Origin of the sequence: Streptomyces sp. NPDC058326 (assembly GCF_042879855.1) — a bacterium.
Lineage (GTDB): Bacteria > Actinomycetota > Actinomycetes > Streptomycetales > Streptomycetaceae > Streptomyces.
The window spans coordinates 22241-43032 of sequence record NZ_JBHVZO010000002.1 but is presented as its reverse complement, the minus strand read 5'-3'; the positions used below and the strand labels follow the sequence as shown (position 1 = coordinate 43032).

17 protein-coding genes are annotated in these 20792 nt (G+C 72.1%); all 17 read right to left on the bottom strand.

The genetic code is table 11. The features are described 5' to 3' along the window. Positions 1–151 precede the first annotated feature (151 nt). The 17 genes from ACFVYX_RS03090 to ACFVYX_RS03010 all read right to left on the bottom strand — a co-directional run bounded on the left by ACFVYX_RS03090 (position 152) and on the right by ACFVYX_RS03010 (position 20759). Entirely contained in the window at positions 152–1060 is a 909-nt protein-coding gene (locus ACFVYX_RS03090) for a helix-turn-helix domain-containing protein (protein WP_389679550.1), read from the bottom strand. Between the two features lie 43 nt (positions 1061–1103). After that, a complete protein-coding gene (locus ACFVYX_RS03085) occupies positions 1104–1955 on the bottom strand; it encodes an alpha/beta fold hydrolase (protein ID WP_389679549.1) in 852 nt (283 codons plus the stop codon). Positions 1956–2093: 138 nt separating this feature from the next. After that, positions 2094–3341 carry a PucR family transcriptional regulator gene (locus tag ACFVYX_RS03080; RefSeq protein WP_389679548.1) on the bottom strand — a complete coding sequence of 416 codons (1248 nt, stop codon included), beginning with the start codon at positions 3339–3341 and terminating at the stop codon, positions 2094–2096. 137 nt (positions 3342–3478) lie between these two features. After that, positions 3479–6307, bottom strand: coding sequence for an AAA family ATPase (locus ACFVYX_RS03075; protein WP_389679547.1), 2829 nt, complete (start codon positions 6305–6307; stop codon positions 3479–3481). A gap of 60 nt (positions 6308–6367) precedes the next feature. Next, on the bottom strand, positions 6368–6982 hold the full coding sequence (locus tag ACFVYX_RS03070; RefSeq protein ID WP_389679546.1) for an FMN reductase: 615 nt from the start codon (positions 6980–6982) through the stop codon (positions 6368–6370). Continuing rightward, entirely contained in the window at positions 6979–8064 is a 1086-nt protein-coding gene (locus ACFVYX_RS03065) for an LLM class flavin-dependent oxidoreductase (RefSeq protein WP_389679545.1), read from the bottom strand. Before ACFVYX_RS03065 ends, ACFVYX_RS03070 begins: the two co-directional genes overlap by 4 nt. 107 nt (positions 8065–8171) lie before the next feature. Further along, entirely contained in the window at positions 8172–9008 is an 837-nt protein-coding gene (locus tag ACFVYX_RS03060) for an alpha/beta fold hydrolase (RefSeq protein ID WP_389679544.1), read from the bottom strand. 132 nt (positions 9009–9140) lie between these two features. Beyond that, on the bottom strand, positions 9141–11900 hold the full coding sequence (locus ACFVYX_RS03055; protein ID WP_389679543.1) for a helix-turn-helix transcriptional regulator: 2760 nt from the start codon (positions 11898–11900) through the stop codon (positions 9141–9143). Continuing rightward, the gene (locus ACFVYX_RS03050; protein ID WP_389679542.1) at positions 11897–12784 is read right to left on the bottom strand and encodes a carbohydrate ABC transporter permease; all 888 of its coding nucleotides are present in this window, start codon (positions 12782–12784) and stop codon (positions 11897–11899) included. The genes ACFVYX_RS03055 and ACFVYX_RS03050 overlap by 4 nt, the downstream gene beginning before the upstream one ends. Further along, a complete protein-coding gene (locus ACFVYX_RS03045) occupies positions 12781–13746 on the bottom strand; it encodes a carbohydrate ABC transporter permease (RefSeq protein ID WP_389679541.1) in 966 nt (321 codons plus the stop codon). The genes ACFVYX_RS03050 and ACFVYX_RS03045 overlap by 4 nt, the downstream gene beginning before the upstream one ends. After that, the gene (locus ACFVYX_RS03040; RefSeq protein WP_389679540.1) at positions 13746–15077 is read right to left on the bottom strand and encodes an ABC transporter substrate-binding protein; all 1332 of its coding nucleotides are present in this window, start codon (positions 15075–15077) and stop codon (positions 13746–13748) included. The genes ACFVYX_RS03045 and ACFVYX_RS03040 overlap by 1 nt, the downstream gene beginning before the upstream one ends. Positions 15078–15181: 104 nt before the next feature. Continuing rightward, positions 15182–15907 carry an alpha/beta fold hydrolase gene (locus ACFVYX_RS03035; RefSeq protein WP_389679539.1) on the bottom strand — a complete coding sequence of 242 codons (726 nt, stop codon included), beginning with the start codon at positions 15905–15907 and terminating at the stop codon, positions 15182–15184. Between the two features lie 52 nt (positions 15908–15959). After that, complete coding sequence (locus tag ACFVYX_RS03030; protein WP_389679538.1) at positions 15960–16274, bottom strand: GNAT family N-acetyltransferase; 315 nt, start codon at positions 16272–16274, stop codon at positions 15960–15962. A gap of 43 nt (positions 16275–16317) precedes the next feature. Next, positions 16318–17046, bottom strand: a complete 729-nt coding sequence (locus ACFVYX_RS03025; RefSeq protein WP_389679537.1) for a GPR1/FUN34/YaaH family transporter — start codon at positions 17044–17046, stop codon at positions 16318–16320. A gap of 14 nt (positions 17047–17060) precedes the next feature. Beyond that, positions 17061–18926: an amidohydrolase gene (locus tag ACFVYX_RS03020; RefSeq protein ID WP_389679536.1), complete on the bottom strand. Its 1866-nt coding sequence runs from the start codon at positions 18924–18926 to the stop codon at positions 17061–17063. 17 nt (positions 18927–18943) lie between these two features. Beyond that, on the bottom strand, positions 18944–19897 hold the full coding sequence (locus ACFVYX_RS03015; RefSeq protein WP_389679535.1) for an alpha/beta hydrolase: 954 nt from the start codon (positions 19895–19897) through the stop codon (positions 18944–18946). A 40-nt stretch (positions 19898–19937) separates the two neighbouring features. Next, complete coding sequence (locus ACFVYX_RS03010) at positions 19938–20759, bottom strand: alpha/beta fold hydrolase (protein WP_389679534.1); 822 nt, start codon at positions 20757–20759, stop codon at positions 19938–19940. Positions 20760–20792 lie beyond the last annotated feature (33 nt).

Genomic DNA, 20792 nt, shown 5'->3' with positions numbered 1-20792 from the left:
CGGGCCACATGGGGGCGTCGACACGACGACAGTCAGGGTGCGGTCCGGAATCCGACAGAGGTCCGTGCGACTGTTACTCACGGTAGAGAGGGGGAAACGGAGCCTCTTGTCTCTGTGCGCAACCACGTTGTCATGACGGCGCACACGCGTCTCAGCGCCTTCGTCCTTCCTCGGCTCCGGCATGCGTCGGGGCGCAGGCCGAGGTCGCCAGCGCCTGCCATTCGCTGGGGCTCATGCCGTAGGCGCCGCGGAACGTGCGGCTGAAGTGCGAGGGGCTGCTGAAGCCCCAGCGGTGCGCCACCGCGGCCATGGTGATTCTGCGGTGGGAGCGGCCCAGCTCGAACCGGCAGAACTCGAGCCTGCGCCGCCGCACCCACTGGCTCACGGTGCTGCCGTCGTTCTGGAAGAGCTTCTGCAGGTACCGGACGGAGATGTGGTGGGCACGTGCGATCGAATCCGGTGACAGGTCGGGGTCCATCAGGTGTTGCTCGATGTAGGCGCGGATGCGGGACAGCATCGCGTTGCCGGTCCCGGACGCGTCGTCGGTCTCGTCCGTCGTGGCCGCTGCGAGGAGCTCCATGACCAGCACGGAGAGGAGGTGTACGGCCGTCCGGGCACGCCGGTCCCCGATCGTGGACCGGCGGAACTCCGCCTTGGCGGCGAGCGCGGTCAGGAAGTCGGACACCAGGGCCCCGATCCCCTCCCCGCCGCGTACGGGGACGCCGAGCACCTGGTCCAGTTCCGACTCCGTGACGCCCAGATAGCAGCGGGGCACCCTGAAGAAGATCATCTGGCAGTCCTCGCCGAACCGCAGCAGGTGCCGTCGGGCCGGGTCGCAGAAGACCAGGTCGTTCGGCTCCAACGGGGTCTTGGCACGCTCATGGAGGACGGTGACGGGCCCGCGGACATGGACAGCGAGGTAGACGTCGTTCCGGTCGTTCGTGCCCGGCATCTCGGAGAGCATCTGGACCAGCCACCCCGAGCGGGAGGGGAGCGAGGTCGGATCGGACGGCTGCCGGGGCACCCGTTCGGACGCACGTGACGGCAGTGTGCGAGTCATGGGGATTCCTAGCCGTAGGTTCGTGCGGGCGGAGGGGGCGGATTCACGCCCCCATCGCCCGCTCCTCGGCCAGGAACTTCTCCACCACGGCGTTGAAGGCCGGCGGATTCTCCAGGAAGGGGAAGTGCGAGCTCGCCACGTCGGAGGCGAAGACGTGCAGGCGGGCGCCGGGAATCTGCTCGGCGATGAAGCGCTGCGAATCCGGGTGCACATGGCTTCCCTCACAGCCGATCACCAGGGTCGGCACATCGATCCGGGGAAGCACGTCGCGCCAGTCCTGCGCGCAGTGGTCGAACAGCAGCGGTACGCCCGCGTAGGCGGGTGTCGACCTGATCTCCTCGGCGACGAAGGCCAGTACCTCGGGGTCGGGCTCGCCGGTGAACATGCCGCGCACGAAGTCGGTGAGGACCGTGTCGCCCTCCTGCCCCGCGAGTGCCGCGGCCAGGTACAGCAGCCCCGACACCTCGAAGATGGCGCCGGATTCCCGCTGTTCCCGCTCGGTCATCCAGGGCACGGCGGCGACGGCCGCGGGCTGGTCGACGGCGACGAAGCGCCGGATCCGTCCGGTCCCGTACTGGTCGACGAAGCTCCACCACACGGAGACGCCCATGGACCAGCCGAGTGCGTCGAAACGGGCCAGTCCGAGATGGTCGACGAGTTCGAGCACGTCGCGGGAGAGCCGGGCGATGCGGTAGCCGTGACGCGGTTTGCCGGACTTCCCGTGGCCGCGGAGATCGACGGTGACGACGCGACGACCGGGCGCGAGACCCTCGATCTGGTGGCGGAACATCGCCTGCGTCTGCCCCCAGCCGTGCAGCATCACCAGCGGAACGCCCTCGCCGCCGGTGTCCTGGTACGCGAGCCGTGCGCCGTCCGTCGTGATCAGTTCCTTCATGACCTCTCCCCTGGTCAAAGGCGGTACGCCGTCCCCGCCCGTCCCGGACATCATCGAATGGGGCCCGTCGCCCGCACCACCGCGAGCTGTAGGAATCGGGCCGTGGATCCTCCTCGCTCTGTCGAATCGAGTCCGCGGTCAGACGGCGCCGTCGTCGCCCGGGGCGAGGAGTTCCTCGATCCTGAGGCCGAGGTGCAGACTGAGCCGGTGGGCGCCGTCGTCGAGGTCGAGTCCGGTGATCTCCTGGATCTGGCGCAGGCGGTAGTAGAGCGAGGTGCGGTGGATGCCCAGGGCGGCCGCGGTCCTGGGAATCGATCCCGCGCGTTCGAGGAAGCAGCGCAGGGTGCCCCGCAGGCGGTCGCCGCCATGAGCCTCGCTCAGGGTACGGAGCGGCTTCGGGACCAGGGACGTGTTCAGGGCGTGCTCGGGGAGCTGGAGCAGCACGGCGAGTTCCCCGAGCGACTCCCAGTCGCCGATGTTCTTCAGGGTGGGCAGCCGGCGTGCCGCGCGGGCCGCCACGAGCGCCTGTTCGTACGACGTCCATGCCTCGTCCAGGCCGGCGTGCCGGCCACCGACGCCGATCACTGGGTCCGCCGACGGGTCCAGGAAGGTGCGGAGTTCGTCGAGGATGCGAGCGGACTGGGCGGCGACCTCATCCGGGCCCGGCGGCCGGTCGCGGAGCTGGAGCAGCATCGCCCGCTCCTTGCCGATCGCGATGAGGCCCTGGGCGGAGCGCGTCTGCCGGAACCCCTCCAGCGCCGCCCACAGGGCGGCCTCGGACTGCCGTACGAGCTCCGTCCCGCAGCTCAGCTGGACGACGGTGACCAGGACGTGCTCCGCCGCCCCGAGCAGCCCGAGTTCCTTGCCGCGCCGGCGCGCGGTGGTGCGTGCGGCGACGTCGGCACCGACGAGTTCGAGGGCCAGGTCCCGTTCGTCGGTCCTCCGGGTGTCGGCGGCGATGTGCTCCCCGTACATCTGGGCGGCCATGGCGTCCGCGGCACGGGCGACGGCCGCGGTCTCCTGATCCCCCAGCGTCTTCTCGGGCACGACCACCACGAGCAGCCCCAGGAGATGCCCGCGCCGGCGCAGCGGCGCGATGTAACGGGGCAGCAGTCCGAGGTCGTCCCGGCCGTCGATGAATCCGGGCCTGGACCACTGGGTGACGCCCTGGGCGAGGACGTAGCGGATGGTCGCGTTGTCGGCGCGGCCCTGGAGCAGGGTGCCGATGCGTACCGGGTCCTCGTCGCCGAAGTGGCGGCTCGTGCAGACCATGCGGACCAGCGGGTCGTCGACGGCGACGGAACGGCCGAGCCGCTCCGCGAGCTCGTCGACGAGTGCCTGGAGCTCGGGGCTGCCGGAGCGGGCTCGCTGGAGCCTTACGGTCATGCGCTGTTCCTCTCTCGATCCACTCTTCCCCGCGGACCTCTGCATTCCGCGGTTCTTGATCAGTCTGAGGAAACGACGACGCCGGCACATCGCGTGAATCGTCCATTGCCACGACACCCGCGTGGGATACGAACCGACTACTCTCCGCTGTCACGGTGCTTGGCCAGCCGGGTCAGCTCGGCGCGCGAGGTGACGTCCAGCTTGGTGAAGGCCCGGCGCAGGTGTGAACTCACCGTGTGCGGTGAGAGGGAGAGGTGTTCGGCCACCTGCTGGTTGGTCAGCCCTCGGGCCACGAGCCGTACCACCCGAAGCTCTGCGGCCGTCAACTCGGGCCATGTGTCCGAGAGTCCGGCGGCCGAGGGCCGACGGCGGACGCCGGCGGCCCGCAGGCGCCGGCGGACGCGTGCGGCGTCCCTCTCGGCACCGGATCGCGCGTAGAGCGCGAGGGCCGTCTCGAAGTACGGCACCGCCTCGGACCTGCGGGTGGCCGCGAGCTTGCGTCCGGCGTCCTCCAGCGCCGACGCCCGGGCCAGCACCCGAGGGCAGTCCTCGTACAGCCGGACGGCGCGTACGAGAGGGGTGAGGTCGTTGTCGAGGAGCCCCCGGGCGTGCGCGGCGGTGGCGGCGAGGAACGTGAGGCCGGGATTGAGCTCGGCTCGCTTCTCGGCCAGGGCGACCGCCTGCGCGGCCCGTTCGTGCCTGCCCGCGCGCAGCGCCATACGGACGAGCACCGGGGCGTCGGCGGGGTCGATCAGTCCGGCGTAGGCGGGCCGGTCCCCGGCGGGCGACGTCATCACCTCGTCGAGTTCGGCCATGGCACGGTCGGGCCGGCCTTCGAAGTCGGCCATAAGGGCCAGCATCCAGGTGCCGAAGTGCCGGACGACGGGTGCGCCGTCGCTCCGCATGCGCCTCGCCTCCGCCGCGTACGTTTCGGCGGTCCGCCGGTCGTCGGTGTGGAGGGCGACGCGCAGCATCACGTACCGGAGGGTGACGTCGGCGAGGTTGCCCGGGCCGGGATCGCCGGTCGCCGGGGACGCGGCTTCGGCGTCGGCCCGGGCGTCCGACAGCCGTCCGGTTTCCAGCAGGACGCGGGTGCGGGTCATGAGCCACATGCGGGTGGCGGCCGTGCGGCCCTGCTCCCTGGTGATCCGGATGCCCTCCTCCGCGACGGCGAGTGCCTCCGCGGTGCGCCCTGTGGTGTTCGACAGGAGAGCGTGCCACAAGGCCTCCGGCACCCACAGCGAGGTGCTGACGCCCAGGGCGTCGGCCAGCGCGGCGGACCGCTCGGCCTGCCGGAACGCCTCGGTCAGGTCCATGCGGTGGAAACTGACGGCCGAGCGGACCGTCGTCAGCGTGGCCTCGGCGGTGCGGTCCCCCGCTGCCGCCGCAGTCTCCCAGGCGTCCGCTGCGACCTGCTCGGCCGCGGCGTGCTCGCCCGACATCGACAGGCCGACGGCGAGCATGGCGAGCAGTCGCCCCCTCGCGGTCACGGATATTCCGGGCAGTTCCGCCCCGGCGCGGGCCTGGCGGACCGCCTCGGAGAAGTCGAACTGCACGGCGAGGCGTGCCAGGGCAAGGCGTATGAGGGCCTCGTCCTCGGGTCCGAGACCGCCGGCCGCCAGGGCGGAGGCCCCCAGCTCACGCGCTTGTGCGGCCCGGCCGGTCTGCCAGAGCAGCGGGATCGTCTCGGCGACGACCCGAGGCCGCTCCGGAGCATCCGTCGAGGTGAGCTCCAGGGCCTTGAGGCTGCGCTCCGCGGCAAGTCCGGGGGCGGTGGACGCGAGTTCCGCCGCGGCGGTGCGCAGCCGGTCGGCCTCCGCGGCGTCTCGGCCCGATGTTCCCGCCGAGGGCCCGGGACGCTCGACGGAGGAGGCCGCGCTCCCCGGCAGCGCCTCGGCAGCTCGAAGCGGCAGGGGAAGGCCGGCTCCCACCGCCTCGCGGATCAGGTCGTGGCGGAAGGCGAGGCGGTCGCCGCTCTCGGCGAGCAGATCGGCGTCGAGGGATTCCTGTACTGCCGTGATGAGCGCCGCCGGGGGCCTGCCGAGCAGTTCGGCGAGTTGTCCGACGGTGACCGGGCCGCCCACGCCGGCTGCCGTCCGCACCAGCTCCCGGGCCTCGTCGGACAGCTGGTCGAGGCGGCGCACGACGGAGGGAAGCACCCGTGGGGCCGGGGGTCCGGCGGACAGCCTGGCCATGCCTTTCTCGATCGTCACCGTCCCGTCCTGGCGCAGTGGGCCGAGCAGTTCGACCAGCAGCTGTGGCACCCCTTCGGCGCGGCGGGCGACGCCCAGGACGTCCGGGGCGGGAGCGGCGCCCAGGACGTCCTCGGTGATCTGTGCGGTCGCCCGGTCCCCCAGCGCTCCCAGTGCCAGCTCGTGTGCGCCTGCCTGCCGGATCCTGTCCAGGGTCGTGCGCACTCCCGACGGCACACTGCCGCCGCGCACGGCGGCCAGCCACAGGATGGCGTGCGACGAGAGTCCGGCCGCGAGGGTGTGAAAGGTGAGGAGGGTCAGGTCGTCGCACCACTGGAGGTCGTCGAGGACGACGAGCAGAGGGCCGTTCCGCGCGGTCTCCCGCAGGCGGTCGCCCAGTTCCTGGAGCAGCCAGAACCGCTGCCCGGGTGTCGTGGCGAGGTCCCGGAGACGGACGAATCCCGACAGCGGCCCCTTGCCGGCGAGCACTCCGTCGAGGAACGGGCCGATCGGCACGACGTGCTCGTCGGGGTCCGCCGCCCCCTCGAAGACCCTCGTCCCGCGCCGCCTCGCAGCCGCCGCGGCCTCCGCGAGGATCCTGGACCTGCCGATGCCGGCGGGGCCCTCGACGCGGACGATCCCGCCTTCGCCCCGGTCGAGCGCGTCGAGCCGCGCCTCGATGAAGGCCAGTTCGGCGTCCCTGCCGCGGAGGGGTGTCCGTGCGCCGTCGAGCTCCTCGGGCACGGTCCTGGTCGTCACTCGGTTCACGCTCATACGGCGGAACAGTATGAACCACGCGCACCGCCCCGCCGTCGCCCGGTCCACGGGCCCGTCTCAGTCGAAGCGCAGGTCGGCGAGTTGCCGTTCGAGGGCGGTGACGTCGTCCTCGGGCTCCTCCCCGACCGGGCGCGCCGCCATGAGCGCGGCGAGTTCGGCGCCCGCCCGGCGGACTCGGCCGGGCAGGCCGTCGGTGTACTCGTCCCCACCCGAGCCCCAGTCCTCGGAGGCCGCGAACACGGCGGTGGGGACGACGACGGTGCGGAGGTAGGCGAAGAGCGGGCGTACGGCGTGCTCCAGGGCCAGGGAGTGGCGGGCGGTGCCGCCGGTCGCCGCGATCAGGACCGGCTTTCCGGTGAGGGCGTCCGGGTCGATCACGTCGAAGAAGGACTTGAAGAGACCGCTGTAGGACGCCGCGAACACGGGAGTCACGACGATCAGGCCGTCGGCCGCCGTCACGGCGTCGATCGCGGCGCTCAGTCGCGGCGGGGGAAATCCGGTCACGAGGTGGTTGGCGATGTCGCCGGCGAGTTCGCGCAGTTCCACGACGTCGGTGGACGCCTCGTGGCCCCGGCCGGCGAGTCCGTCGCGGGCCGATTCGGTCAGCCGGTCCGCGAGCAGGCGGGTGGAGGAGGGGGTGCTCAGCCCTGCGGAGACGATGGTCAGCTTCACGCGGCGGGCACCTCCCGGGCGGCTCGGAGGGACGCGTGGGTGGGTGCCTCCGGCACGTCGGCCGGACGCCCCTCGGCGAATTCCCTCCGCAGTACGGGCACGACCTCTTCGCCGAGGATGTCGAGCTGTTCGAGGACGGTCTTCAGGGGCAGGCCCGCGTGGTCCATCAGGAACAGCTGGCGCTGGTAGTCGCCGACGGTCTCCCGGAATGACAGGGTCCGCTCGATGACCTGCTGGGGAGAGCCCACCGTCAGCGGGGTCTGCTCGGTGAAGTCCTCGAGGGACGGGCCATGGCCGTACACCGGCGCGTTGTCGAAGTAGGGCCGGAACTCCCGTACGGCGTCCTGGGAGTTCTTCCGCATGAAGACCTGTCCGCCCAGGCCGACGATCGCGTCCTCCGGGCGGCCGTGGCCGTGGTGCGCGAACCGGCGCCGGTACAGCCGCACCATGCGCCTGGTGTGGTCGGCCGGCCAGAAGATGTTGTTGTGGAAGAAGCCGTCGCCGTAGAAGGCGGCCTGCTCCGCGATCTCGGGGGACCTGATGGATCCGTGCCAGACGAAGGGCGCGATGCCGTCCAGGGGCCGCGGTGTCGAGGTGAAGGCCTGGAGCGGCGTGCGGAACGTGCCCTCCCAGTCCACGACGTCCTCGCGCCACAGCCAGCGCAGCAGGGCGTAGTTCTCCTTGGCGAGGTTGATGCCCTGGCGGATGTCCTGCCCGAACCACGGGTAGACGGGACCGGTGTTGCCGCGGCCCATCATCAGGTCGACCCGGCCGTCGGCCAGGTGCTGGAGCATCGCGTAGTCCTCGGCGATCTTCACCGGGTCGTTGGTGGTGATCAGCGTCGTGGACGTGGACAGGATCAGTTTCTCGGTGCGGGCCGCGATGTAGCCGAGCATGGTGGTCGGCGACGACGGGACGAACGGCGGGTTGTGGTGCTCGCCGGTCGCGAAGACGTCCAGGCCGACCTCCTCGGCCTTGAGCGCGATGGCGACCATCGCCTTGATGCGCTCGCGTTCGGTCGGGGTGCGGCCGGTGGTGGGGTCGGGGGTCACGTCCCCGACGGTGAAGATGCCGAACTGCATGGGGTGTCTGCTCTCCTGAGCTCGTCCGGTTCCCGCGCCGGGAACCGGGGGGCCGGGGTGACGCCGTGGGCTCCTCCGGCGTCACCCGGCGGGTCGACAGTGCGGTGTCACTTCGCCAGGAAGGCGAGGAGGGCGGTGTTGACCTCCTCGGCGTGGGTCCACAGCAGGCCGTGCGGAGCGCCCTCGATCTCGACGTAGTCGGCCGACGGAAGGGCCTTGTGGAAGGGGCGCGCGGTGCCCTCGGCAGGGAGGATGCGGTCGGCGGTGCCGTGCAGGATCAGGGCCGGCACATCGACGGCGGGGATGTCGGCGCGGAAGTCGGTGTACCAGGTCGCCGGCGCGGCGGACGCGGCGAAGGAGCCACCGCGGGCGGCGGTGTCCCAGCTGTTGCGGACGGCCTCCTCGCTGATGCGGGTGCCCAGGTTCTCGTCGAGGTTGTAGAAGTCGTTGAAGAAGGCCGTGTAGTAGGCGTACCGGTCGGCCTTGACGGCGGCGACGACGCCGTCGAAGAACTCCTGCGGGGCGACGCCGTCCGGGTTGTCGCCGGTCTTGAGCAGGCAGGGCTCGAGCGAGGCCAGGAAGGCGACCTTGGAGACGCGGCCGGAGCCGTACGCGGAGACGTAGCGGGCGACCTCGCCGGTGCCCATGGAGAAACCGACGAGGACGGCGTCGTTCAGGTCGAGGGTCTCCATCACGGTGTTCAGGTCGGCGGCGAAGGTGCCGTAGTCGTAGCCGGTGGTCGGCTGCGAGGACTGGCCGAAGCCGCGGCGGTCGTACGTGATCACGCGGTAGCCGGCGTCGAGCAGCGCGGCGCTCTGGCGCTCCCAGGAGTGGCCGTCGAGCGGGAAGCCGTGGATGAGGACGACGGGCTGCCCCGCGCCCTGGTCCTCGAAGTACAGCTCGACGGGGGTGGTGTTCTCCTGGCCCACGGTGATGTACGGCATGGGGGTTCCCTCGTTTCGGGTGGACTGGTCCGCGCGGAGAAGCGGCGCGGCATGCCCGTCACGCTAGGACCGGTCCCGCGCCTCCTGTTGCCGTCCCGCGCACCGCACCTGGCACGGGGGCGCAGAGGTCGCTCAGTCGCGGGTGGCCGTTCCGGCGTCGTCCTCCGCCAGGACGATCCGGGCCAGCTGGACCCGCGAGCGCACCGCGAGCTTGCGGAAGATCGACGCCAGATGGGTGTTGACCGTGTGCGGGGAGACGACGAGCGCCTCCGCGGCCGACCGGTTGGTGTGACCCGCGGCGATCAGCCGGGCCACCTTGCGTTCCGAGGCGGTCAGCGCTTCCCAGCCCTGGTCGGCGCGTGGCCGCAGGCGTCCGGTACGTCGGCCGGCGCGGCTTGTGGCCCGTTCCAGATCGGCCCGGACCCGGTCGGCCGCCGCGTCGGCACCGGCCTGGGCGTAGATGTCGTGCGCCCTGGTCAGGGCGGGTGTCGCGGCGGCGGTGTCGCCCGAGGTCAGCAGCGCGCGTCCGAGGTCGGCGGACGCGGCGGCGAGGGGCAGCGGCCGGGGGCCGGTGAGGAGGGTGCGGACCGCCCGCTCCAGGAGTCCGTGGTCGCCGTTCAGCAGGGCGGACGCGTGGGCGGCCGTCCCCTGTGCGGTCGGCACGGCGGGGTTCCGGGCGGCGTGTGCGGCGGCCTGGGCCGCGAGATCCTCGGCCAGGTTCCGGTCCCCGCCGCGCAGGGCGATCCGCACGGCGTGGACGACATGGGGGCGCAGCAGCCGCCACCGGAGGAAGGGGTGGTCGCGCTGCACGGACCGGACGAGTTCGGCCGCTGCCGCGTGGTCGCCGTCGGCGTCGGCGACCACGGCCTCGAAGTACTGGTGTGAGGCGTGGTTGCCCGTGTTCGGCCGGTCGGCCACACTGGCCCGCACGGCGTCCAGGTGTTCCCCGGCGGCCTCGCGTGCGCCGCGCAGCAACGCCAGGAGGCCGCGGTTGACGCGGATGTTGACCAGGTTGCCGGGCACGTGGAGGTCCCCTTCGAGCCGCTCGGCCGTGACGAAGTCGGCGTCCGCGTCGTCGAGCCGGCCGAGCCCCATGTTGAGGGTTCCCTGGGCCCAGATCAGCATCGCGGGGCGCAGGGGAGCGTCGCTCGCCGTCTGGAGCAGTCGCCGTACGGTGTCGAGGTCGTCCATGTGGATCAGGGCGATGGCCTCCTCGGGAAGGAAGGCCGCGTCGAACACGCCCAGGGCCGTGTGGTGTGCGAGGGCGGCGGCGCAGTCGCCCGCGTTGAGGGCGATCTCGCCGAGGCCCCACAGCGCGAGGACGCGGGCCTCCCGGTCACCGGCCCGCTCCGCCTCGGCGAGCGCCCGTTCACCGGTCTCGCGTGCGGCCGCGAGGTCGCTGCCGCGGGAGCGGGCCAGGGCCTGCCGGGCGGTCAGGCGGGCGCGGACCGCCGGGTCGGTGACGATCGCCAGCGCCGCCGTAGAGCGGCGGGTCAGCTCGTGGACGTCGTCGAGGTGCCACAGCGTGTCGCCGAGTACGCACTGCAGACGGGCGAAGACGTCGAGGGGCGGCTGCCGGGAGAGCAGCGCGTCGCCGGTGTCCCGTGCCTGGGTGTACCGGCCCGCGCGGGTCAGCGCGACGATGGCCCGTTCCCCCACGTCGTACGCCATGGGCGCACGGGGAGGTACAAGTTCCAGGGCGCGTACGGCCAGATCGGCGGCGAGGTCGGGCATCACGGCGCTCACGTCCGCGGCGGCCTCGCCGAGCAGTCCGATCGCCTCCATGTCGCCGGGCTCGGCGCTCTTCAGCAGATGCGGGACCGCGTCGACGGAGCTCCGGCCCGCCGCGACGAGCAGGCTCGCGGCCTCCCGGTGCAGCGCCCGGCGTACGGAGGGGGCGAGGTCGGCGTACACCGCCTGGCGGAGCAGGTCGTGGCGGAACAGGAGGCGTTCGCCGTCGTCGTGGAGGAGGGCGGCGGCGATCGCCTCGTCCACTTCGGCGCTGAGTGCGGAGGCGGGCCGGCCGCACAGGGCGGCGGCGTCGGCGAGCGAGAACGCGCGGCCGAGGACCGAGCCGATCCGCAGGAAGTGCAGGGTGTCCGGCCGGAGGTCGGCCAGTCGGCCGCGTACACCGAGGACCAGCCGCTCGGGCGGTTCCGGTCCGTCCACGCCCGAGGCCGCGATCCCCGCGAGCATCTCGGCCGCGAGGAAGGGGTTGCCGCCCGCCCCGTCGAGGAGCCCCTCGACCCGTGCCGGCACGTCCCCGCCGAGAACGTCGCGGGCCAGCTCGGCCAGGGCCGTCCCGGACAGCGGCCGCAGCGGGAGGGTCGTCGTCCGCGGCCCCTGCCCGTACGGTTCCGGATTCTCCCTGCTCGTGAGCAGCCAGAGGACCGGGGAGCTGAGCAGCCGGGCCGGCATGACGCTGAGGGCGAAGCGGCTCAACGGGTCGGCCCATTGGACGTCGTCGACAGCGATCAGTACGGGCGCGCCCGCCGAGCGTTCCTCGATCAGCTGGGCCAGCCGTTCGACGAGCCAGATGCGCTGGTCGTGGTGGCCGGCGAGGTCCGCGAAGTCCGTGGCGGCCAGCAGCGGCGGGTCTCCGTGCAGGAGGCCCGAGGCCAGTGAGGCGAGGGGGGCCAGCTCGTGCAGCTCCTCGGCGCGTCCGTGGCTGACGAGGAATCCGTGGGCCCGTGCCAGCGAGACGGCCTCCTGGAGCAGCGCGGTCTTCCCGATCCCGGGCTCGCCCAGGAGCAGCGCGATCGCTCCTCCCTCGCCGTCGCGCACCGCCTCGACCAGGGCGCGCAGCCGCTCCAGCTCGGCTTCGCGGCCCCGCAGTCCGGGCCGGCTCAGCCCCGTCGCCACAGCTCGTTCCGCGGGCCGGCCGGGGATCATCCCTTGACCGATCCGGCGAGCAGTCCCCGTGCGATGTGCCGCCGGAAGGCGAAGAAGACGAGCAGCGGGACGAGCGCCGCCACGAAGGCTCCCGAGGTGAGCCGCTGCCACTCGTTGCCGTAGGTCCCGGCCATGCTCGCGAGTCTGACCGTCATCGGCGCGGTCTCGGCCGTTCCGCCTGACAGAGTCAGTGCCACGAGGAGGTCGTTCCACACCCAGATGAACTGGATGACGGCGAAGCTGACCAGGGCCGGGCGGGCCAGTGGCAGCACGATCCGGAGCAGCAGCGTCCCGTGCGACGCGCCGTCGACGCGGGCGGCCTCGATCAGGTCCCGGGGCAGCCCCGCCAGGAAGTTGTGCAGGAGGAACACCGCGAACGGCAGCGCGAAGGCCGTGTGGGCGAACCAGACCTGGCCGAACCGCGCGGGTCCGGTGAGCTGCCACGCGGGCAGGAACAACCAGCCCTGGGAGAAGAGCTTCAGGAGAGGGACCAGGGCCATCTGGAGCGGCACGACCTGGAGCGCGAAGATGCCGACGACGAGCGCGTCGCGCCCCCTGAAGTCGATCCAGGCCAGGGCGTACGCTGCGAAGAAGGCCAGGACGAGCGGGAACAGCACCGAGGGAACGGTGATGACGACGGAGTTGACGAGGTACTCCGCGAGCCGCCCCGACCCGTTCCCGCCGCCGGACAGCACCTCGCCGTAGTTGTCGAGCGTGAGGTGCGGAGTACCGAACACGGTCCACCAGCCCGTCGTCTTGATCTCCTCCTCGGGGCGGAACGAGGAGAGCAGGAGACCGAGGGTCGGTGTCGTCCAGAGGACCGCGATCGCCACGGCGACCGACGTGGAGGCGCGGGAGGCCAGACGCTCCCGGACGCCGTTCACCTCGTCCTCCGCTGCGCCCTGACCTGGTGGGCGACGAAGGGGGTGACGAGGAGGAAGAGGAGCACGGCGAGCGCGGCGCCGCGGCCCGTCTCGCCGTAGCGGAAGGCCTGGTCGTACATCTCGTGGGCGATGACGCCCGTGTCGAACTGTCCGCCGGTCATGGTCCTGACGATGTCGAAGGCCTTGAAGGTGCCGATCGCCTGGGCGAGGAGCACGACGAGCAGCGTGGGCCTGATCGACGGCAGGGTGATCCGCCGGAAGATCTGCCGGGGGGACGCGCCGTCGAGCCGGGCGGCCTCGGTGAGCTCCGTGGGTACGGCTCTGATCGCGCCGGCCAGCAGGACGGCCGCGAAGCCCGCCTGGGTCCACACCATCACCCCGATGAGGAACAGGACGTTCCAGGGGGAGTCCACGAGCCATTGCCGCGGTTCGCCGCCGAACGCGACGACGAGCTGGTTCAGCAGCCCGATCTGCCCGGCTTCCGCGGGACGGTAGGCGTAGACGAACTTCCAGACGACACCCGCGCCGACGAAGGAGATCGCCATCGGCATCAGGACGAGGGACAGCGCCGACGCTCTGAACCGCGACCGTGCGACGGCCGCCGCGTAGAGCAGACCGACCGCGGTCGACGTCAGCGGCACGAGCACCACCCACGCCACCGTGTTGCGCAGCGCCACCAGCGCCCGGTGGTCGGTGAACATCCACACGTAGTTGTCGAAGCCGGCCCACGCGTCTCCCCCGCCGTCGGTGAACGACAGCACCAGGGTGCGCAGACCGGGCAGGAGGAGGCCGACCGTGAGCAGCAGCAGCGCGGGGGCCAGCAGGATCAGGGCCGCGGCCCTCCTCCGTACCGGCCCCCGGTGCAGCGCGAGCAGGACCAGGGCGACCACCGCCGCGAAGGCGGCGACGCCCTGGAGCAGGTACATCAGCTTGGGCAGCTGGGCGACGGCGTCGAACGACATCAGTGGCTCGGCCAGGACCGTTCGACGGAGTCGGCGACCTGCCGGGTGCTCGCGCCGCCGATCCAGTCGACGGCTCCCTTCCAGAACGTCCCGGCGCCGACCGACGCCGGCATCAGGTCCGAACCGTCGAACCTGAACTGTGTCCGGGGCTCCTGGAGCAGCTGGATCGAGAGCCTGTCGACCGGCGTCGCGGCGTTCGCCGAATCCACGCCCCTGTTCGCCGAGACGAACGGGCCCTTCTTCATCCGCGCGTTCGCGAAGTCCGCGGAGGCCAGGTACTCCTGGAACGCCCGCACTTCGGGGCGGTCGGCGAACGCCGCGGTGAACACCCCACCGCCCAGTACGGGATGGCTCGCCGGGTCGGCCCCCGGCAGGAGGAAGGCGTGGACGTCCTTGTCCGGTCCGATCTGCGTGCCCTTGGGCCACATGTCGGCGTAGAACGAGGCCTGGCGGTGCATCGCGCACTCGCCGGAGAGAACCGGCGTGCCGGCCTCCTGGAAGGAGATCGACGCCATGGACCGGGCCGGGCCGAAGCCGCCGTTGGCGTACCGGTCGTTCTTGAGGAGGGACCCCACGGTGTCCATGGCCTTGATCACCCGCGGGTCGTTGAACGGGATCTCGTGGGCGACCCACTGGTCGTAGACGTGCGTGCCCTGCTGGCGCAGCAGGACGTCCTCGATCCAGTCCGTCACGGGCCAGCCGGTCGCCTCGGCGGACTCGATGCCCGCGCACCACGGCTTGACTCCCGACGCCGCGACCTTCTCGGTCACGGCCATCAGCTCGGACCACGTGCGGGGAACGTTCAGTCCCCTGTCGCGGAAGAACGTGGGGGAGTACCACACGAACGACTTCACGTTCGCGACGAGCGGCGTGCCGTAGAGGGTGCCGTCCACGGTCGCGTAACTGTTCCAGTCGGCCGACCAGCCCTGCTTCGCGAGAGCGGCGACGCCGGCGCTCACGGGCTTGAGCCTCCCGTCCCGCGCGAAGCGTTCCAGGAGACCGGGCTGGGGGAAGAACGCCACGTCGGGCGCGTTCCCGCCCTCCACCCGGACCTGGATCTGGGTCTCGAACTCTCCGTCCCCCTCGTACTGGACGTCGATTCCCGTGCAGTCCGCGAAGTCCGCCCAGGTCTCTTCGAACAGATCGGCCTCCCGGTCCCGGTTCTCCGCGTAGACGGTGACCTCGGTGCCGGGGTGCTTGCCGTACCGGGCGTACGGTCCGCAGTCCGCGCTGGTGTGCGACCGCGAATCGCTCTTCTGCGGGGTGCCGCAGGCGGTGGCGGTGACAGCGAGGGTGATGACGGCGAGTGCGAGCCTCACGCCGAACCTCATGGGTGTACTTCCTCCGATCGCCCGCCGGGGTGTACTCGGCGGGCGTGTCGGAAGCTACAGCGTTCGAACGACAGAGACCAATCGTTCGATGTCCAAGCGTCGGATCAGTGCCCCGTGGACCGGGCCGCGTCCAGGATCAGCTCCGCCACGGCCTTGGGCCGGGCGAGCATGACCAGGTGCGAGGAGTCGACCTCGACGGTGGTCATGCCGGCCCGCTCGTAGCCGAATCGCTCCACATCGGGGTTGATCGTGCGGTCGGCGGAGGCCACCAGGCCCCACGAGGGCTTGGTCTTCCACGCCGCGACCGGCGCCGCCTCGGAGAAGGCCCGCGCGGCCAGGGGGCGCTGGGAGACGGCGAGCACCGCGGCGAGCTCGGGCTCGACGTCGGCCGCGAACAGTTCGGGGAAACGGTCGACCGCCACCGAGACGTCGGTGCCGGTCTCCGTGGAGCCGGCCACCGGGAACGGGGTGTAGACCAGCGCGTCGGTGAGACCGGAGTCGGGGAAGCCGCCCTGCAGCTCGCCCAGGCTTTCCCCCTCCTCCAGGGCGTATCCCGCGAGATACACCAGGGCGCGGACGTTGTCCTCCGTACCGGCGAGAGTGATGACGGCGCCGCCGTAGGAGTGCCCCACCAGGATCACGGGGCCTTCGACCGCACGGATCACGGAGGCGATGTACGCGGCGTCGTCGACGAGGCTCCGGTTGGGTACCGCAGGGGCTGTCACCTCCAGGCCGGCGGCGGTCAGCTCGGGGATGACACGGGCGAAGCTGGAGGCGTCGGCGAAGGCGCCGTGGACCAGGACGACGGTGGGACGGGCGTGTCGGGACATGGGAGAACTCCTCGGTGTGCGGCTGGGGGCAGGAGGTGGATGTCGGGGTGTTTCAGAGACCGAAGCGGGCACGGCGCGCCTCGGGCACCAGGTCGGCGTACTCGGGGTGCTTGCCGATCCAGCCCCGGATGAAGGGGCAGTACGGCAGGACGCCCAGCCCGCGGGTCCGGGTGTCGTCGAGGGCGCCGCGTGCGAGCAGCCCGCCCAGGCCCCGGCCGCCGAAGCGGGGATCGATCTCGGTGTGGATGAAGGCGATCTCGCCCTCCGAGAGGTGGTACTCGGCGAAGCCCGCGGTCTCGGTGCCGTCGTCGCCGGCGAGGATCTCGTACCGGGACTTCTCGGGCCGGTCCGTCACCTGCGGTTCCATGCGTGCTCCTGTGCGGTCGTGGTGTGACGGGATGGTGGGGCGGTCAGAGCGTGCGGCGCACGCCCGCCTGGCGTTCCAGGTTGCGGAGCTGGACGGCCAGGTCGCCTTCGACGGCGAGGTGGGCGGGGCCACTGCGGCCGATGGGGAGGACCTGCTCGCTGCGCATGTCCTCGAGCATCAGGGCGAACGCCGTGTACATCGCGACGAGCGCCACCACGAGGCCGAGCACACCGGACGTGCGCGTCAGCCATTCGGCGCCGGTGACGCCGCCGAGGCCGGTGGCCGCCCAGCGGGGCAGGGAGACCGCGAGGACGAGCCACAGCGCCCGCTTGGGCCGGGTCACGGCGGTCATCAGGGCCCCGAAGCAGAGGAGCGCCAGGTTGAACACGCCGAGGACCTGAAGGCCGTCGGGCGCGCCACTGAGCATGATGAGCGCGTAGGGCAGCCAGCTGCCGGCGAAGACCGCCATCAGCGTCGCCGCGATCACGTCACGGGCCCCGAAGGCCAGGAAGCTCACCAGGAGTTGCAGGACGAAGGCCGGCAGCACGGTGAAGGCGACGGCGCTGCGGGCCGTCTCGTCGAAGAGCCCGAGCTGGAGGCAGCCCGTCATCACGGACGCGATGGCGATGGTGAAGAAGCCGAGCGGCATGGGTGAGGCGATGGGGCGCAGGTTGATCCGTGTCATCGACCGGAGGTCCGGCTCGAAACGGCGTCCGGGCGGGGCGGCCGGGTCCGGTTCGCCGCCGTCGGCGGCCGGGGAGGCGGCAGTCATCCGATGCCTCTCTTTCAGTGGTCGAAGCAGGGGTCGACGAAGGACGGCGTCGGCTCGGGGACGGAGTCGCGCGCGGTGCGCCACCGGCGGTGCCGCTCGGACTCGGCGACGGCCTCGGCGACGAGCGACGCCTGACGGGCACCGCTCTGGTAGCCGCCGAAGCGGGCCACAGGGCTCCACTCGGGGCTCACCGGCGGAAGGGCCTCGTCGAGCCCGTCGTACTCCGCGGTCGCGTAGACGATGCGGCCGCCGACGACGGTGAGGACGGACTCGATGTCGGGGATGACGTCCTCGGGCACGGTCAGGTAGTCGTCGGAGAGGATCGCCAGGTCGCCGTACGAGCCCTCTCGCAGGGTTCCCTTGACGTCCTGCTCGCCGGTGAGCCGCGCCCCGCCCCGGGTGTAGAGGCCGAGGGCGGTCTCCCGGTCGATCAGGTTCCCCGCCGGGCAGAGGGACGTGCCGCCGACGGTGCGCCCGGTCACCAGCCAGTGGAGCGCGACCCAGGGGTTGTACGAGGAGACGCGGGTGGCGTCGGTTCCGGCGGCGACCGTCAGGCCGCGGTCGAGCATGGCCCGGACCGGCGGGGTGTGGGTGGCTGCCTCGGCGCCGTAGCGGTCGAGGAACGCGGCGCCCTGGAAGGACATGCGGTTCTGGACGGAGACGGCTCCGCCGAGGGCGGCGATCCGGTCGAGGCTGCCGGCCGAGACGGTCTCCGCGTGGTCGAAGAGCCACCGGTTGCCGCCGGGGAAGAGTCCCTCCGAGGCGAGCTTCTCGAAGACGGCCAGGTCGCGGCGGATCGTCTCGTCGTACGTCGCGTGGAGGCGGAAGCCCCAGCCGTTCTCGAGCAGGAGCCGTACGGCGCTCTCGAACTCGGTCTCGTAGCCCGCGGCGAGCTCGGGCCGGGGTTCCGAGAAGTTCTCGAAGTCGGCGGCGGCCCAGGTCAGGTTCTCGCCGGCGCCGTTCAGCCGGAGCCACTCGTCCCCGTCCCCCGGCTTGACCACCTCGGTCCAGCGCTTCAGGTCGGCGAGTTCCTGCCCCGCCGTCTGCGGGAAGAGGTGGTAGGCGATGCGGAGGGTCAGCTCCCCCGACCTCGCGAGGTCGACGACGGTCGCGTAGTTGTCGGGGAAGTTCTGGAAGCCGCCGGCGGCGTCGACCGCGGAGGTCAGGCCGAAGCGGTTCAGCTCGCGCAGAAAGTGTCGTGTCGACGTCCGCCTGTCGGCCTCGTCGAGAGCCGGCGCCTTGGCCAGGGTCGAGTAGAGGATGAGCGCGCTCGGGGCGGCGAGGAGGACTCCGTTGGGTTCGCCGTCCCGGCCCCGGACGATCTGGCCGCCGCGAGGATCGGGGGTGTCGCGGGTGAACCCGGCCGCTCGCACCGCGGCCCGGTTCATCAGGGCCGACTGGTACAGGTGCAGGACGAAGACCGGGGTGTCGGGGGCGGCGGCGTTCAGCTCGGCGACGGTCGGCATCCGGCGCTCGGCGAACTGCTCGGCGGTCCAGCCGCCCACCACCCGGATCCACTGCCCCTTCGGGGTGCGGCCGGCCTGCTCGCGCAGCATGGCCAGGGCCTGGCGGAGGCTGCGTACCCCGTCCCAGCGCAGCTCCAGGACGTAGTTCAGGCCGCCCCGGATGACGTGCAGGTGCGAGTCGTTCAGACCGGGGATCACCCGGCGGCCCAGCGCGTCGACGACCCTGGTTCCCGGCCCGACGAGGCGGGCGAGGTCGTGATCGTCGCCGAGGGCCGCGACCCGGCCGTCGCGGATGGCGACGGCGCGGGCCTCGGGGCGGGCGGGGTCACCCGTGAACACCTTGGCGTTGCGGACGAGGAGGTCGGCGTGCTCGTGTTCCCGGCGCGCGGCGGGGACGAGGCCCGCCACGGGCATGCTGGTAGAGGGCCCCGTCACGCGAGGGCCTTGCGGAGGATGTCGGTGGCGACGCCGATGGCGAGCTCCGCGCCCCGGGTCTCGCGCAGTGCGTTCAGCATCACGAAGTCGTGGATGACGCCCTGGACGCGCAGAGCGGTGACGGGGACGCCGGCGGCACGGAGCTTCGCCGCGTACGTCTCGCCCTCGTCGCGCAGGACGTCCGCCTCGGCCGTGATGACCAGGGCCGGCGGCAGGCCGGCGAGCTGCTCGGTGGAGGCGCGCAGCGGGGAAGCGGTGATCTGGGCGCGCTCGGCCTCGTCGGTCGTGTACTGGTCCCAGAACCACTTCATGGCGTCGCGGCGCAGGAAGTAGCCCTCACCGAACCGGTGGTACGAGCCGGTGTCGAAGCTCGCGTCCGTGACCGGGTAGAAGAGGACCTGCTGGACGAGCGTCACATCGCCGCGCTGCTTGGCCATGAGGGTGAGGGCGGCACTCATGTTGCCGCCGACGGAGTCGCCCGCGACGGCGATCCGGGTGCCGTCGAGGTCCTTGTGGTGTCCCTCCCGGGCGACCCACTGGGCGACGCTGTAGTTCTGCTCGATGGCGACGGGGTAGCGGGCCTCGGGCGAGAGGTCGTACTCGGGAAAGACCACGGCCGCCCGGGTGCCGACGGCGAGTTCGCGGACGAGCCGGTCGTGGGTGTGGGCGTTGCCGAAGACCCAGCCCGCGCCGTGGATGTAGAGGATGACGGGGAGCGGGCCGGTCGCGCCACGGGGGCGGACGATCCGGGCGCGGACGTCGCCGGTGGGGCCGCCGTGGACGGTGATCCACTCCTCGTCGACGTCCGGCAGGGGGACGCCCTCACCGATCTGTACGTCGTCCACGGCCTTACGGCCTTCGGCGACGGGGATCTGGTAGAGGTACGGCGGCTGGGCGGTGGCGTCGGCGAAAGCCTGAGCGGCGGGTTCGAGGACCGGACGGTTCTTCATGAGGGGTTCTCCTTCGGGGATGTGCGGGGCGGGTGGGGCGTCAGCGGGTCGAGCGCGCGGCGGCGAGGATCACGTGGGTGACCACGGCCGGGCGGGAGACGGCCACTGCGTGGGACGCGTCCACTTCGGTGATCTGCGAACCGGCGCGCCGGGCCATCCACCGTTCGGCGGCCGGCGGGATGTTCTTGTCGGCGGTGGCGATCAGCGCCCAGGACGGGATCGTCCTCCAGGCCGCTTCCCCGGCCTTCTCCTCCAGCGCGGCGGTGGCGACCGGGCGCTGGGTGGCGGCCATGACGGCCGCGTCCGCGCGGGGGACGTCGGCGGCGAACTGCTGGTGGAACCTGGCCTGTTCGATGACGAGCTCGGTGCCGGTGCCACCGCCGGGCAGCGGGTACGACCGCGGGTTCACGGTGTCGCCGAGGGTGGAGCCGGGGAACTTGGCGGCGAGCTCGGCCGCGCTCTCGCCCTTGTCCGGGGTGAACGCGGCGATGTAGACGAGGGCCTTCACCCGGCTGTTGCCCACGGCGGCGCCACTGATGACGGCGCCGCCGTAGGAGTGGCCGACCAGAATGACGGGTCCTTCGACGGCGGCCAGCACGCTGCGCAGGTAGGCGGTGTCCGCGGCGAGACCGCGCAGCGGGTTGGCGGGGGCCAGGACGGGGTGGCCGGCGTGCTGCAGTCGCCTGATCGTGCCGCTCCAGCTGGAGGCGTCCGCGAACGCTCCGTGGACGAGGACGATCGTGGGCTTGGGATCGTGCCGGTCGGTGTTCTCGGCGGCGGGGCGGCTCGCGGGTGCGGCGCCGATCAGGGCGGCGAGCGTCGCGGGCATGGCGAGGGCGAGGGTACGCCTCGTGAGTGGCATGGGTGGGTGTGTCCTTGTCGGGTGGTGAGGCGT

Excerpts from the sequence above, each read along its gene's own strand:
- ACFVYX_RS03040 (WP_389679540.1), bottom strand. The coding sequence starts at position 15,077 with ATGAGGTTCGGCGTGAGGCTCGCACTCGCCGTCATCACCCTCGCTGTC.
- ACFVYX_RS03035 (WP_389679539.1), bottom strand. The coding sequence starts at position 15,907 with ATGTCCCGACACGCCCGTCCCACCGTCGTCCTGGTCCACGGCGCCTTC.
- ACFVYX_RS03065 (WP_389679545.1), bottom strand. The coding sequence starts at position 8,064 with ATGCAGTTCGGCATCTTCACCGTCGGGGACGTGACCCCCGACCCCACC.
- ACFVYX_RS03020 (WP_389679536.1), bottom strand. The coding sequence starts at position 18,926 with ATGCCCGTGGCGGGCCTCGTCCCCGCCGCGCGCCGGGAACACGAGCAC.
- ACFVYX_RS03030 (WP_389679538.1), bottom strand. The coding sequence starts at position 16,274 with ATGGAACCGCAGGTGACGGACCGGCCCGAGAAGTCCCGGTACGAGATC.
- ACFVYX_RS03045 (WP_389679541.1), bottom strand. The coding sequence starts at position 13,746 with ATGTCGTTCGACGCCGTCGCCCAGCTGCCCAAGCTGATGTACCTGCTC.
- ACFVYX_RS03060 (WP_389679544.1), bottom strand. The coding sequence starts at position 9,008 with ATGCCGTACATCACCGTGGGCCAGGAGAACACCACCCCCGTCGAGCTG.
- ACFVYX_RS03085 (WP_389679549.1), bottom strand. The coding sequence starts at position 1,955 with ATGAAGGAACTGATCACGACGGACGGCGCACGGCTCGCGTACCAGGAC.
- ACFVYX_RS03055 (WP_389679543.1), bottom strand. The coding sequence starts at position 11,900 with ATGATCCCCGGCCGGCCCGCGGAACGAGCTGTGGCGACGGGGCTGAGC.
- ACFVYX_RS03090 (WP_389679550.1), bottom strand. The coding sequence starts at position 1,060 with ATGACTCGCACACTGCCGTCACGTGCGTCCGAACGGGTGCCCCGGCAG.
- ACFVYX_RS03010 (WP_389679534.1), bottom strand. The coding sequence starts at position 20,759 with ATGCCACTCACGAGGCGTACCCTCGCCCTCGCCATGCCCGCGACGCTC.
- ACFVYX_RS03080 (WP_389679548.1), bottom strand. The coding sequence starts at position 3,341 with ATGACCGTAAGGCTCCAGCGAGCCCGCTCCGGCAGCCCCGAGCTCCAG.
- ACFVYX_RS03075 (WP_389679547.1), bottom strand. The coding sequence starts at position 6,307 with ATGAGCGTGAACCGAGTGACGACCAGGACCGTGCCCGAGGAGCTCGAC.
- ACFVYX_RS03015 (WP_389679535.1), bottom strand. The coding sequence starts at position 19,897 with ATGAAGAACCGTCCGGTCCTCGAACCCGCCGCTCAGGCTTTCGCCGAC.
- ACFVYX_RS03025 (WP_389679537.1), bottom strand. The coding sequence starts at position 17,046 with ATGACTGCCGCCTCCCCGGCCGCCGACGGCGGCGAACCGGACCCGGCC.